Genomic DNA, 12,842 nt, shown 5'->3' with positions numbered 1-12,842 from the left:
CGGCGATTCGGAACCCAGCCTCCTAGCAGAAAGAAGCTCACCTATGGACATCCATAGCGTCAATGAAGTTGTCATGACCACGGACCCCGATGACTATGCCGAAGGAGATGCATGGCTCGCCGGTGGAACAGTCCTCCACTCCTACGGCAAGGACCTGGCCAGAGGACGGCCCAGGCGCCTGCTGGACCTGAGCCGTGCAGGATGGAAGAGCCTGCGCTGGCACCACGGGGAGGGCGGCTCCTGGGAGGGACTCGAGATCGCCGCGACGTGCACCATCGCAGAATTCCACGACGCCGCGGAGACTCTGCGTCTCGGAGGCCTGGAGACGGACCGTTATCCGGGGCTGGGGCTGATCATCCCGGCGGTGCGGGCATTCGTGGCCTCCTACAAGGTGTGGAACCGCTCCACGGTGGGTGGCAATGTCGCGACCGCCCTTCCAGCCGGACCCATGACCTCTTGGCTCTCCGGAATGGAGGCCACGGCGCTGGTCATCGGCCCGGGAGGAAGTCGCCGTGAAGTCCCTGTGGCCGAGCTCGTGGTGGGTCCCGCGCGGACCGCTCTGGATACGGGGGAGCTGATCAGGGCGTTCTATGTTTCTGCCGCACATCTGGCCCGGCCTTCGGTCATGTTCCGAGATTCCCTGACCCGTTATGGACGTTCGGCCGTGTTCCTCATCGGCTCGATGCTCAGGGGTGCTGAGCAGCCGAAGGTCCGTCTCACCATCACCGCCTCAACGCCTCGTCCGGTGGTGATCGACCTCCCCCTGCCGTCCCGCACCGCAGGCGGCGGTGCGGCGGAGGAGCTGCGCCGCACCGCCGCCGAAGCCATCGGGCGCCGCATCTCGCAGGATGAATGGTATGACGACGTCCATGGTGACCCCCAGTGGCGCGAGAGTCGAACGAAAAGTCTGGCGGGCGATGTGCTCGTGGGGCTGTGCATGCGCGCAGAGCAGCTCGGTGGAGAGTCCGCCGTTTGTGCATCCGCACGGGACGTCTCTGCCGGCTTGCCGGATCCCACCGCGGCGGAGAACCCGGACGGGGCGGAAGGCCTGACGGTGGACGTGGACGGAGAGGCCCTTGCCCTTGACCATGCTCCCGGCCAGTGCCTCCGCACCTGGCTGCGGGATCGTGGCGCACACGCGGTGAAGCGCGGCTGCGATGCCGGAGATTGCGGGGCATGCACGGTCCATCTCGACGGGAAGGCCATCCACAGCTGCATCCTTCCCGCTCAGCACGCTGAGGGCAGGAGGGTTACCACTCTGCGCGGCCTCTCGCCCCAGGCGACCGATTATGTGCGCACCGTACAGGCCGACGACGAAACCATAGACATCGAGAAACTCCGGACGGACCTGCACCCTGTGCAGAAGAACTTCCTCGACGCGCACGGTTTCCAGTGCGGCTACTGCACCCCCGGGTTCATCATGACTGCCGCTGATGGGGACGACAGTCGCGGTGGAGAGCGTGAGCGCAGGTTCAAAGGCAATATCTGCCGCTGCACTGGTTACTGCTCAATCCGTGATGCGCTAGATGGAAAGACCCGCATCACCGACAGCGGGGCTCCCGGCCAGAGCCCGGCCCCTCCGGGCGGTCCCGGTGTGGTCACGGGCACAGCTGACTTCACCTTCGACAGGACCGAGGGATATCGCGAGGGCGACTATCCGCCGAAGGAAGCGCTGCATATGGTTCTGGTTCGTTCTCCTCATGCGCATGCAATGATCCGCAGCATAGACGCGACTGAAGCTCTTGCTCAGTCGGGGGTTGTCACCGTGCTGACCCACGAGGACGCCCCTGATGTCCTCTATTCCTCCGGCGCACAGGAGGTTCCTGAGGTGCAGCCTGCTGATACCCGAGTTCTGGACAACGTGGTCCGCCATGCCGGTCAGCGGGTTGCGGCCGTCATAGCCGAGAGCCGCAGAGCGGCTGAGCGGGCGGCGCTGCTGGTTGATATCGATTATGAGGTACTGCCCGTGGTCCTGGGTCCAGAAGAGGCGCTAGAGGAAGGCGCTCCGGCAGTCCATGGGGACAAGGACCCTGAGCGGTCGCGGATCAAGGACCCTGCTCGCAATCTGATCGCTCAGGGTGACGTGGAGATCGGGGATTTCCAGGTGGCGTTCGAAAAGTCGGCCTACACCTACCGGGGACAGTTCCGCACCCAGCGGATATCCCACAGCTCCCTTGAGACCCACGGCACCATCGGATGGCTCGATGACGAGGGCCGGGCAGTGTTGCGAAGCTCCACCCAGGTGCCTTTCATCAACCGGAGGAACCTCTGTGAGATCTTCGGCATCGCCCCTGAGGAGCTGCGGGTGCTGGCTCCCCGCGTCGGCGGAGGGTTCGGCTCGAAGCAGGAGATGCTGACCGAGGACATCGTCCTGCTAGCCGTTCGAAAGGTGGGCCGCCCGGTGCAGCTGGAGTTCACCAGGACAGAAGCGTTGACCGCGAGCACGACCAGGCACCCGTATATCCTCGACGTAGAAGTCGGGGCCGACGATCGGGGCCGTCTCACCGCTCTTTCCATGAAAGCTCTCTCCGATACTGGTGCGTACGGCAACCACGGCCCCCCGGTGCTCTTCCAGAGCGTCCGAGAACCGATGCAGTTGTATTCCGTTCCCTCCAAGAAGCTGCAGGCCCAGGTCGCATACACTAACAACCCCCCTTCTGGTGCCTACCGCAGCTTCGGGATTAGTCAGACATTCTTCGCCCTTGAGTCTGCCCTGGATGAGCTGGCGCGTTCCATGGGACGGGATCCCTTGCAGTTCAAAGCCGATAATCTCCCAGGGATGGGAGAGGAGCTCTTCCAGCATGAGGAGGATCTGCATCATGACTTCGGTGGGATGCGCGAGGCAGTGAAGCTTGTGCAGAAGCACTTGCGGACAGGGCCTCTCACCGAGCGTGAACGGGCCGAATGCGAGCAGCTCCTGGCGGAGGAGCGGCACGGGGGCGATATCCTCAAGGACGAATTTTCTTGCGAGTCGGAGTGGCAGGTCGGGACCGGGACTGCCCTGGGCCTTCTTGCCACGGCTCCGAGCATCGGCCACCATTCCCATGCGAAAGCCGCGCTTAGACCCGACGGTTGCTACGAGCTCCACGTCGGGACCGCCGAATTCGGAAACGGCACGTCCACTGCCCACCGGCAGCTGGCTGCCGCCGCTCTGGGCACCAGCACCGAGCGCGTGCATCTGGCTCAGTCTGATACGGATCTGGTCCGCTACGACACGGGAGCCTTCGGGTCCACTGGTGTCAGCGTGGCGGGCAAGGCTTCCTATGCGGCTGCCGAAGATCTTTGCAAGAACCTTCGAAAGTTGGCGGCAGACTTCTTCTCTGAACAGGCCGGGGCTTCTATCGGGGCCGGTGAAGTGAAGCTGACTGACCAGTCCGTCCATTGTGGAGGGACGGGGATATCGCTGCGGCGCCTGCACTCCTGGGCTGAACAGCAGAACCGCGGGGAGGAATGCCGCGGGGAAGGTGTGTGGGCGGGAACGCCGCGCTCGTTGGCCTTCAATGTGCAGGGGTTCCGCATTGCCGTAGAACGGTCAACTGGTGTGATGCGTATCCTCCAGTCAGTGCATGCCGCGGATGCGGGGACTGTGCTGAATGAAGCGCAGTGTCGCGGACAAGTTGAAGGGGGCATAGGCCAAGCCATCGGCGGGCATCTCTTCGAGGAGCTACGTCTCGACGAGGAAGGAAGGATGGTCACTGACATCCTCCGGCAGTACCACTTGCCAAAGATGGCGGACCTTCCTCTCACCGAGGTGCACTTCGTCGAAGCGACTGATCCGATCGGCCCGCTTGGCGCCAAGTCCATGTCCGAGTCCCCCTGCATCCCTGTTCCGGCGGCGTTGGCGAACGCGGTGAGGGACGCGACCGGTATGCGGGTCAGCCATGCCCCGCTGCGCCGGGACCGTCTTGCGCAGGCTCTGGAAGAGACTATGGCCGAAAGGGTGTGAGCGCGCCCTGAAATACCTACAGGGCCTCGGTGACCTCGGCGATCAGTTCCGAGAAGGTTCCGGGACTCTGCAGATGCGCGGCATGGCCTGTCTGCGGCAGCACGGCTGTGGGCAGGCCGAACCGCTGCTCAAACGCCTCGGCTGCCTCATGGCGCACCGGCGGGGACTCGCCGCCAACTGTGAGCCGCACCGGGCCGGCCTCCGGGTGCGACGGACGTGGTTCGAAGCGGGCGAACATCGCCACATCCCGCGGCACTGTGGAGGCATCGCTCATCTCATTCTCGTTCCAAGATGAGCCGTAGAGCGCCCGGGCGAAGGAGGAGGGGCCTCCCTCCTCGAGCGCCTGTAGCGGGCCCGCCAGGAGACCGGGATGGAGACTCCCGGCGGCCGGTTCATGCAGTACAGCGGCGGCGGGGGAGGGGGTCCGTGAGATCAGCTCCCAGCCTAGGGTGGCCCCACCGCTGACGCCGACCAGAACGGCCCCATGCGCCAACGGCTCCAAGAAGTCGATCTCTTCATCCATATCTCCGCTGCAGGGCCGATCGGGTGCCCGTACGGGGAGACCTCGAGCTTCCAGGAGCGGAATCAGCCGGCGCCAAACACGGCTTGAGGTCGCTGCACCATGGATCAACAAGATTGGTGGCGGAGTCATGCTCCCACCTTCTCACTTACTCGACCGGGGTTGACGAGAATGATGTCACCGCACCCCTGACCGCCCACGAACAGGCCCTTCGCATACCTCGTCTTTACCAAAGGGACGGTGCGTACGGGCCAACGCTTGTGCCAGCAGTCGATGTTTCGTTGCGGAGGCTTGACCGTTGCGGGCGGTAGGCTGGCCTGCGACCTACGGGACCCCGCACCTAGCCTTTCAGGAGAGTTCACGCCTCATGGCCACCGAAACCACGCTGGACAAAGTCATCAACCTGGCCAAGCGCCGCGGCTTCGTCTACCAGGCCGGTGAGATCTACGGCGGGTCCCGCTCGGCCTGGGACTACGGGCCGCTGGGCACTGAGCTCAAGGAGAACATCAAAGCCGAGTGGTGGCAGACCTTCGTCCGCGGCCGCGGCGACATGGTCGGCCTGGACTCCAGCATCATCCTGCCCTCCGCGGTCTGGAAAGCGTCCGGGCACGTGGACACCTTCACCGACCCGCTGGTCGAGTGCCTGCAGTGCCACAAGCGGCATCGTGAGGACCAGCTCATCGAGGCCTTCCAGGAGAAGAAGGGCCGCGACCCGCGGGACGGCCTGTCCGAGATCGCCTGCCCCGACTGCGGCACCAAGGGGAAGTTCACCGAGCCGCGCGCCTTCTCCGGGCTGGTGAAGTCCTACCTCGGCGTCGTCGACGACGAATCCGGTCTCCACTACCTGCGCCCCGAGACGGCTCAGGGCATCTTCGTGAACTTCGCCAATGTGGTGACCACCGCCCGGAAGAAGCCGCCCTTCGGCATCGGCCAGATCGGCAAGGCTTTCCGCAACGAGATCACCCCCGGCAACTTCATCTTCCGCACCCGCGAGTTCGAGCAGATGGAGATCGAGTACTTCATCCACCCGGAGCAGGCCTCATCCTCCTTCGACCGGTGGGTGGAGGACTGCGTGAACTGGTTCACCGGCCTGGGGCTGAACCCGGAGAACCTGCGGGAGTTCGACGTGCCTGACGGCGAGCGCGCCCACTACTCCGACCGCACCATCGACCTGGAGTACAAGTTCGGCTTCCCCGGCTCCGAATGGGGCGAGCTGATGGGCATCGCCAACCGGACCGACTATGACCTCTCCCAGCACATCGAGCACTCCGGCAAGGAGCTCTCCTACTACGACCAGGGCACCGAGGAGCGCTACGTGCCCTACGTCATCGAGCCCAGCTTCGGCCTGACCCGCTCGATGATGGCGTTCCTCGTGGACTCCTACGCGGAGGACGAGGCACCCAACACCAAGGGCGGGGTGGACGTGCGCACCGTGCTGAAGCTGCACCCCAAGCTCGCCCCCGTGAAGGCCGCGGTCCTGCCCCTGTCCAAGAAGCCCGAGCTCGCCGAGCCATCCTCCAAGCTGGCTGACCAGCTGCGCAGGCACTGGAACATCGACTACGACGACGCCGGCGCCATCGGCCGCCGCTACCGGCGTCAGGACGAGATCGGCACCCCCTTCTGCATCACCGTGGACTTCGACACCCTTGAGGACCAGGCCGTCACCGTCCGCGACCGTGACGAGATGACGCAGGAGCGCGTGGCGCTGGATCAGGTCGAGAGCTACCTGGCCGCACGCCTTCTGGGCGCCTGACCCTTGGGTTCAATGGGGCCTGGCAACTGCATTTCCAGAGGAGTACACTCCTGCGAGTGTCTGCAATCCCTGTGGAACCTCGCCTGACCCTCGAAAACGGCTTCACCGTCCGCCCATGGCGCGACGGCGATGACCTCGCACTCCTGGAGATCTGGGGCGACCCCGAGAACCCCATGCACCACGCCGATCGTGCGCTGCTGCGGCCCAGCTCCAACGAGCCCTGGGCCCGGTGCGTGGTGGCTGAGTACGAGGATGTGCCCGTCGCCGCGGCCACGCTCTTTCGGTCAACCCTTCACCCGGACCGGCTCTCCTTCTACGCGGAGGTCGCCCCTGAGCATCGCCGCTCCGGGGCGGCCGTGCAGCTGCTGGAGCTGCTGCAGGCAGAGGCGCCCTCCTGCGGGGTGCAGTCCCTGAAGGCCCGCTGCGCGAAGGGCTCTGCGGCCCAGTGCTTCCTGAAGGACAACGGGTTCAGCAAGATCCAATGCTCCCGCAGCGTCATCGTCAGCCCCGGCTCCCTGCCTCTTCCTGATCTGGAGGGCTCCTCCCTGGAGCTGGAGGACCTGGCCACCGGGTCAGTCGAGCTCACCGAGCTGGTCGCCGACTTCTACAACGCGGTGCATGACTGGGACCGCTCCGAGATGACGATCGGCAAGGCCCAGCACATGCTGCTCTCGCCGGAGACGGGAGCCTCCGGCGCCGTCGTCCTGCGCGACTCTGCCCAGGACGACCGGATCCTCGCCTTCGCGGTCAGCTACACCGCCGAGCAGACCGACGATCCCGCTGACGTGCTCCTCGGCTGGGACCCGAAGCTGACCGAGGATGAGGCTGAGGCTGCCGCCGGGGACCTGCTCGCCATGGCCGCCGCCCGCTTCCCCGTCCGCCTCGAGGTCGACAACTCGATGGGGCCGCTGAAGCGGATCACCGATGCGCTCGTGGAGAAGGGCGATGCCGAGGCCGACTTCGAAGCCCTCATCTACGCCCGCGATGCAGACGCTGAATAAGCTCCTCCCGCCCCTGCAGCTGGGCCCCATCGTGGTCGACACCCCGGTGGTGCTGGCTCCCATGGCCGGAATCACCAACACCGCGTTCCGGCGCCTCTGCCGCGAGCACGGCGGCGGCCTCTACGTGAACGAGATGGTCACAGCCCGCGCCCTGGTGGAGCGGCGTCCGGAGTCCCTGAGGATCATCAAGCATGAGCCCGACGAGGTGCCACGCTCCGTGCAGCTCTACTCCGTGGACCCGGTCACCACCGGCCACGCGGTGAGGATGCTGGTCGAGGAGGACCATGCCGACCACATCGACCTGAATTTCGGCTGCCCCGTCCCCAAAGTCACCCGCAAAGGAGGCGGCTCCGCCCTCCCGTGGAAGATCCGCCTCTTCGAATCCATCGTCTCCACCGCGGTCCGGGAGGCGTCCCGGGCGAACATTCCGGTGACGGTGAAGATGCGCAAGGGCATCGACGAGGACCACCTCACCTTCATCGAGGCGGGCAGGGCGGCCCGTGACGCGGGGGCGGCGGCTGTCGCCCTGCACGGCCGCACCGCGCGCCAGCACTACTCCGGCACAGCCGACTGGGAGGCGATCGCACGCCTCCGGGACTCCCTGACTGACATCCCCGTGCTCGGCAACGGCGACATCTGGTCCGCGGAGGACGCTGTGAGGATGGTGGAGCAGACCGGGGTCGACGGCGTCGTGGTCGGCCGGGGCTGCCAGGGCCGCCCGTGGCTCTTCGGGGACCTGCAGGCGGCGTTCGAGGGCCGTGACGACCGCCACCGTCCTGACCTGCCGATGGTCATCGAGACCCTGCTGAAGCACGCCCAGATGCTCATCCCGTACTTCGACGGGGATGAGCGCAAAGCCATGCAGGACATCCGCAAGCACGTCGCCTGGTACTTCAAGGGCTACCCGATCGGCGGCGAGCTGCGCTCTCAGCTGGTCACCGTAGAGACCCTCGCTCAGCTGGAGGATCTGCTGGGGCGGCTCGACCAGTCCATCGGCTACCCCGGCGAGCCCGCCGAAGGCCCCCGCGGCCGCGCCGGCTCTGCCAAGAGGGTCCACCTCCCGGAGGACTGGCTGGCCTCCCAGGAGCTCAACGAGGACCAGCGTCAGATGATCAGAGCAGCAGAAGTGGACATCTCCGGCGGCTGACGCCGAAGCGGCTGGGGTGCCGGCATCGTGCGCCCGGTAGGCTGATCCTTGTGAGTGCGAGGAATGTGGAGCGGATCGAGGGGGACTACTCCGCCCTGCCGCCTGGCTATGCGGAGGCGGATGAGGACCGGTGGGTCCCTGAGCACGGCAAGTCGGTGTACCGCTCAAGCTTTGAGCGGGACCGGGCCCGGCTGCTGCACTCCTCGAGCCTGCGTCGCCTGGGCGCGAAGACCCAGGTGGTCTCCCCGGATATCGATGACTTCTCCCGGACCCGGCTGACGCACACGCTGGAGGTCGCCCAGGTGGGCCGGGAGCTGGGCCGGCAGCTGGGGTGCGACCCGGACGTCGTCGACGGCGCATGCCTCTCCCACGACTTGGGCCACCCGCCGTTCGGGCACAACGGGGAGAAGGTCCTCAACGAGCTTGCCGCAGGCATCGGCGGGTTCGAGGGCAATGCGCAGACGCTGCGGATCCTGACTCGTCTGGAGACCAAGCGGTTCCACCCGGACGGGCGCTCGGCGGGGCTGAACCTGACCCGGGCCTCGATCGATGCGGCGGTGAAGTACCCGTGGCAGGCGCATGAGGCCCCGCTGAACGCGAACGGCGCCCGCAGCCCGAAGTTCGGCGCGTATGAGGGTGACCTGGAGGTCTTCCGGTGGATGCGCGGCACCGTCGGCGGGATGCGCACTCCGATGGAGGGCCAGGTGATGGACGCCGCGGATGACATCGCCTACTCGGTCCACGACGTCGAGGACGGGATCGTCTCCGGCCGCTTCCAGCTGGGGTTCCTCGACAATGATCTGCAGCGGGCCCGGGTCATCCAGACCACTCAGGAGTGGTATCTGCCGGACACCCCGGAAGACAGGCTGGACGCTGCGATCGCTCGGCTCTCCGCCACGGATTTCTGGGTGCGTGAGTCTGACGGCTCCCGTCGCGCCCTGGCGGGGCTGAAGAACATGACCTCGGAGCTCATCGGCCGGTTCTGCCGTGCGATCTACGCGGCGACCCGGCAGGCGCACGGCAGTCAGCCGCTGGTCCGGCACGAGGCGGACCTGGTGGTGCCCGCGGAGACGCTGGAGGAGATCCAGCTGATGAAGGGCATCGCGGCGAACTACATCATGGCCTCCCGCGAGCAGATGCCGGTCTACACCCGCCAGAAGGACGTCCTGACTGACCTGCACAGCCTGCTGATGGACACCGGGGACCGGTTCCTGGATCCGCAGTTCCAGGCGGACTATCGGGCAGCCGACGACGACGCGGCCCGCCACCGTGCCATCATCGATCAGGTCGCCTCCCTCACAGACGGCGCCGCCCTGGAATGGTACGCCACCCTGGTCCATGGAAAACCCGTGGTCAACCGTCTTTTCGCCTGAACTATGGTGCTCACGCGGGACCGAATAGTGGAAGCGGCCTATGGGCTGCTCCGGGAGTATGGGCTGCAGGACATCTCCATGCGAAGAATCTCATCCTCGCTCGACGTCCGGCCCGGGGCTCTCTACTACCACGTGCCGAACAAGCAGGATCTGCTGCGGCTGGTCGCCCGGCGGGCGCTCGCCCCGCTTCAGGATGCTCCGGAGCCTCCCTTCGAGCTGATGCTCAGGCTGCGGAGCACCCTGCTGTCACTGCGTGACGGTGCTGATCTGGTGCTGATCGCCTACGCTCTCGATCCGGAGCTTCCGCCCGTGCCGGCGCTCGTCGAAGGTCTGCGGGCTGATGGTGCCGGAGCCGTTCAGGCCGGGGAGCGGGCGGCGGTGCTGATGCGGTGTGCTCTCGGCCTGGCAGCGGTGGAGCAGAACGCCCGCCTGTTCAGCAGCTCCGCCGCGGATCAGGGGGAGACCCTGTACGCACAGGCTGTCCGAGCGGTGCTGGAGCACGACCCAGAGCCCCAGTGTTTTGAACACCGTTCAACGGCGGTATAGGCTCCTGTGCATGCCCGATGAACACCGTTCAAATATCGCTGCCCCTCCCCGCGACGGCGAGGCTGCACCGGTTCGCCGAGCCCGCGCAGCCAACCCGGCGACGGATGCCGCACTGGTCGGAGTCTTTGCCGCGCTGATCGCCGTGCTGACCTTCGCTCCGCCGATTCCGGTCGGCAACGCCGGGGTGCCGATCACCCTGCAGACCCTCGGCGTCGCCCTGGCCGGGCTCACCCTGGGACCATGGCGGGGTGCGGCCGCCGCGGGCCTCTACGCTGCGCTGGGCCTGCTCGGGCTTCCGATCCTCGCCGGCTTCACCGGGGGCCTCGGCGCGCTGGCCGGCCCGTCCGCCGGCTACCTGCTCTCCTTCCCCGTGACGGCCCTGGTCACCGGCCTCATCGCCCGCGGTGTCCTGCGTCGCACGTCGGCCGGCTGGTGGGTGCCGCTGCTGTTCGTTGCCGCGGCGGCCGGCAGTGTCCTCGTCAATCACCCGATGGGGATCGTCGGCATGATGATCAACATGGAGCTCTCCTTCGGCGAAGCGTTCCTGGCCGACATCGTCTTCTGGCCCGGCGACCTCGCCAAGTCGCTGGTCGGCGCGGCGGCAGCCGCCCTGATCCACCGGGCGTTCCCGGACCTGCTGGTCCGCCGCCGGTGATGCCCGCATGACCGATGCCGTCGCCTTCGACCGGGTCCGGGTTCTTGCCGGGCACCGTGAGCTTCTGCGCGTGCCCCATCTGGAGCTGACCGAGCAGCGAGTCAGCGTGATCGGCCCGAACGGCGGAGGGAAGTCCACACTGCTGCAGCTGGTCAACGGCCTGGTCGACCCCTCAGAGGGCTACGTCACCGTGGAGGGGAAGGACACGGTCGACGACGGCGCACTGGTTCGCCGGCGGGCGGGCTTCGTCTTCGCGAACCCTCCCGCTCAGCTGGTGATGCCCACCCCGCTGGAGGATGTGGAGCTGTCCCTCCGGCGCAGCGTGAAGGGCCGGAGGGACCGGCGGGAGCAGGCTCTGCGGTGCCTGGATGAGCTGGGGATCACCGAGCTTGCCGAGCGCAGCTCCCACGAGATCTCCGCGGGGCAGCAGCAGCTGGTCGCCCTCGCCACGGTGCTGGTGCTGCGCCCCCGGATCCTGCTGCTGGATGAGCCGACCACCCTGCTGGACCGGGTCAACGCCCGCCGCTTCACCGCCATGGTGGATCGCATGCGTGCCGCCCACGGCATCCGGGTCATCACCGCCACCCATGACCTGGATCTTGCCGCACAGGCTGAGCGGTGCCTGCTCGTCCAGGACGGTGAGATCACCGCCGACGGTGAGCCCGCAGAGATCGTCGCCGAGTACATCAGGCGCACCGAGGAATGAGCGCCCCGGCCCCCGGAGCCCCGGAGGAAGGGCCGAGGCGCCGGTCCCGGCCGATCCGTCCGCGGGATCAGGTCTTCGGGCAGAGGGCGCCCGGGCACGGCTTCCTGCACCGCACCCCGGCAGGGACGAAGGTCGCAGCATTGGCGGGGATCGCCGTCGTCGTCATGGTGGTCCGCAGTCCGGCGGTGAGCGCGGGCGTGATGGCGGCCGTCATCCTGCTGGCTGCGACGGCCCGGGTGCCGCTGGGGATGCTGCTCGTGCTGCTGCGCCGGGTCTGGCTGCTGGTGGCCGCTGTGCTCGTCGCGCAGCTGATCTTCAACGACGCGGCCACCGCGGTCGAAGTGATCACCCGGGTCCTGGCGGGTGTACTGGCCGCCCAGCTGATGATCCTGACCACCACTGTCCCCGAGCTGCTGCGGGTGTTCTCCGCGCTGCTTCGCCCCCTGCGCCTGGTCGGGATCGGGCCGGGCCGGATTGTGCTGGCGGCGATGATCATGCTGCGAGCGATCCCGTACCTGGCCGACCAGTTCCGTGCCGCGGAGCAGCAGGCCCGTGCCCGTGGCCTGGAACGGGATCTGCGCGCCCGCACCGTCCCGGTGCTGCTGGCCGCGGTCGCCTACGCTCGGGACACCGGGCGGGCACTCTCAGCCCGCGGAATCGATGAGGTCAGCTGAGGGACTGCCTGGTGATGTCTCCGGTGGTGACGCCGAAGCTCTCGAAGAGCTCCGCGGACTCCACGCAGAGGTTGAGGTCCGGCTCCCCCGCACCCATGGCGATCCGGCCGCTGATGCTCTCATCCGCATAGACGGGCAGGGTCGACGTCGTTCCGAAGGGGTTGATGGAGCCGGGGCGGTAGCCGGTGGCCTCCAGGCCCTCCTCAGGGGCGGCCATCGACATCTTCTTGAACCCGGCGGCCCTGCGCAGCTTGGCCCAGTCCACCGCCCTGTCCCCGGGGATGAGAACCAGCACAAGCTCAGCCTCCGAGGCGGACTGGGTGCGTTTGGCCCGGGCCACCAGGGTCTTGACGATGTCGCCCGGCTCCACGCCGAGAGCGGCCGCCGCCTCCTCGACGGAGCGGGCGGGGCCCCGCCCGGCGAACTCGATGCTCACCCCCCGCTGGTCGGCGTCCTGCTGCACACGCTCGCGTCCGGAAAGCTCAGTCATGCGGTTCAGCTTTTCACAGTCGGGACGATGA

Annotated in this window: 11 protein-coding genes; 9 read left to right on the top strand and 2 right to left on the bottom strand. The window is 67.1% G+C overall.

All coding sequences use genetic code 11. The annotated features are described in order from the left end of the window. Window positions 1-43: 43 nt before the first annotated feature. The gene (locus FWJ47_RS00275; protein ID WP_147102770.1) at window positions 44-3,946 is read left to right on the top strand and encodes a molybdopterin cofactor-binding domain-containing protein; all 3,903 of its coding nucleotides are present in this window, start codon (window positions 44-46) and stop codon (window positions 3,944-3,946) included. A gap of 16 nt (window positions 3,947-3,962) precedes the next feature. Here FWJ47_RS00275 and FWJ47_RS00270 read toward each other — a convergent pair whose 3' ends face one another. After that, window positions 3,963-4,598 carry an alpha/beta fold hydrolase gene (locus FWJ47_RS00270; RefSeq protein ID WP_147102768.1) on the bottom strand — a complete coding sequence of 212 codons (636 nt, stop codon included), beginning with the start codon at window positions 4,596-4,598 and terminating at the stop codon, window positions 3,963-3,965. Window positions 4,599-4,833: 235 nt separating this feature from the next. Between FWJ47_RS00270 and FWJ47_RS00265 the strand changes: the two genes are divergently transcribed. Genes FWJ47_RS00265 through FWJ47_RS00230 form a run of 8 tightly spaced genes read left to right on the top strand, consistent with a single transcriptional unit; the run spans window position 4,834 to window position 12,321 of the window. Further along, window positions 4,834-6,219, top strand: a complete 1,386-nt coding sequence (locus FWJ47_RS00265) for a glycine--tRNA ligase (protein WP_147102767.1) — start codon at window positions 4,834-4,836, stop codon at window positions 6,217-6,219. A gap of 56 nt (window positions 6,220-6,275) precedes the next feature. Next, on the top strand, window positions 6,276-7,220 hold the full coding sequence (locus FWJ47_RS00260; protein WP_246126095.1) for a GNAT family N-acetyltransferase: 945 nt from the start codon (window positions 6,276-6,278) through the stop codon (window positions 7,218-7,220). Continuing rightward, window positions 7,204-8,367 carry a tRNA dihydrouridine synthase DusB gene (gene dusB / locus FWJ47_RS00255; RefSeq protein WP_147102764.1) on the top strand — a complete coding sequence of 388 codons (1,164 nt, stop codon included), beginning with the start codon at window positions 7,204-7,206 and terminating at the stop codon, window positions 8,365-8,367. Before FWJ47_RS00260 ends, dusB begins: the two co-directional genes overlap by 17 nt. Window positions 8,368-8,417: 50 nt before the next feature. Next, window positions 8,418-9,740 carry a deoxyguanosinetriphosphate triphosphohydrolase gene (locus FWJ47_RS00250; protein ID WP_425465985.1) on the top strand — a complete coding sequence of 441 codons (1,323 nt, stop codon included), beginning with the start codon at window positions 8,418-8,420 and terminating at the stop codon, window positions 9,738-9,740. A 3-nt stretch (window positions 9,741-9,743) separates the two neighbouring features. After that, on the top strand, window positions 9,744-10,286 hold the full coding sequence (locus FWJ47_RS00245; protein WP_147102762.1) for a TetR/AcrR family transcriptional regulator: 543 nt from the start codon (window positions 9,744-9,746) through the stop codon (window positions 10,284-10,286). Window positions 10,287-10,296: 10 nt separating this feature from the next. Further along, window positions 10,297-10,941, top strand: coding sequence for a biotin transporter BioY (locus tag FWJ47_RS00240; RefSeq protein ID WP_147102760.1), 645 nt, complete (start codon window positions 10,297-10,299; stop codon window positions 10,939-10,941). Between the two features lie 7 nt (window positions 10,942-10,948). Next, window positions 10,949-11,647: an energy-coupling factor ABC transporter ATP-binding protein gene (locus FWJ47_RS00235; RefSeq protein ID WP_147102759.1), complete on the top strand. Its 699-nt coding sequence runs from the start codon at window positions 10,949-10,951 to the stop codon at window positions 11,645-11,647. Then, window positions 11,644-12,321: an energy-coupling factor transporter transmembrane component T family protein gene (locus tag FWJ47_RS00230; protein ID WP_147102758.1), complete on the top strand. Its 678-nt coding sequence runs from the start codon at window positions 11,644-11,646 to the stop codon at window positions 12,319-12,321. Before FWJ47_RS00235 ends, FWJ47_RS00230 begins: the two co-directional genes overlap by 4 nt. Here FWJ47_RS00230 and FWJ47_RS00225 read toward each other — a convergent pair. Then, on the bottom strand, window positions 12,314-12,811 hold the full coding sequence (locus FWJ47_RS00225; RefSeq protein WP_170228410.1) for an aminoacyl-tRNA deacylase: 498 nt from the start codon (window positions 12,809-12,811) through the stop codon (window positions 12,314-12,316). The genes FWJ47_RS00230 and FWJ47_RS00225 overlap by 8 nt on opposite strands. Window positions 12,812-12,842: the final 31 nt, after the last annotated feature.

It is taken from the genome of Nesterenkonia populi (genome assembly GCF_007994735.1).
Classification (GTDB): Bacteria; Actinomycetota; Actinomycetes; order Actinomycetales; family Micrococcaceae; genus Nesterenkonia; species Nesterenkonia populi.
The sequence above is the reverse complement of the archived record's forward strand: the minus strand, read 5'-3'. Positions and strand labels throughout refer to the sequence as shown.

Bases quoted from the DNA above. Each gene is read 5' to 3' on its own strand.
- FWJ47_RS00240 (WP_147102760.1), top strand. From the start codon at position 10,297: ATGCCCGATGAACACCGTTCAAATATCGCTGCCCCTCCCCGCGACGGC.
- FWJ47_RS00225 (WP_170228410.1), bottom strand. From the start codon at position 12,811: ATGACTGAGCTTTCCGGACGCGAGCGTGTGCAGCAGGACGCCGACCAG.
- FWJ47_RS00270 (WP_147102768.1), bottom strand. From the start codon at position 4,598: ATGACTCCGCCACCAATCTTGTTGATCCATGGTGCAGCGACCTCAAGC.
- dusB (WP_147102764.1), top strand. From the start codon at position 7,204: ATGCAGACGCTGAATAAGCTCCTCCCGCCCCTGCAGCTGGGCCCCATC.
- FWJ47_RS00245 (WP_147102762.1), top strand. From the start codon at position 9,744: ATGGTGCTCACGCGGGACCGAATAGTGGAAGCGGCCTATGGGCTGCTC.
- FWJ47_RS00265 (WP_147102767.1), top strand. From the start codon at position 4,834: ATGGCCACCGAAACCACGCTGGACAAAGTCATCAACCTGGCCAAGCGC.
- FWJ47_RS00235 (WP_147102759.1), top strand. From the start codon at position 10,949: ATGACCGATGCCGTCGCCTTCGACCGGGTCCGGGTTCTTGCCGGGCAC.
- FWJ47_RS00275 (WP_147102770.1), top strand. From the start codon at position 44: ATGGACATCCATAGCGTCAATGAAGTTGTCATGACCACGGACCCCGAT.
- FWJ47_RS00230 (WP_147102758.1), top strand. From the start codon at position 11,644: ATGAGCGCCCCGGCCCCCGGAGCCCCGGAGGAAGGGCCGAGGCGCCGG.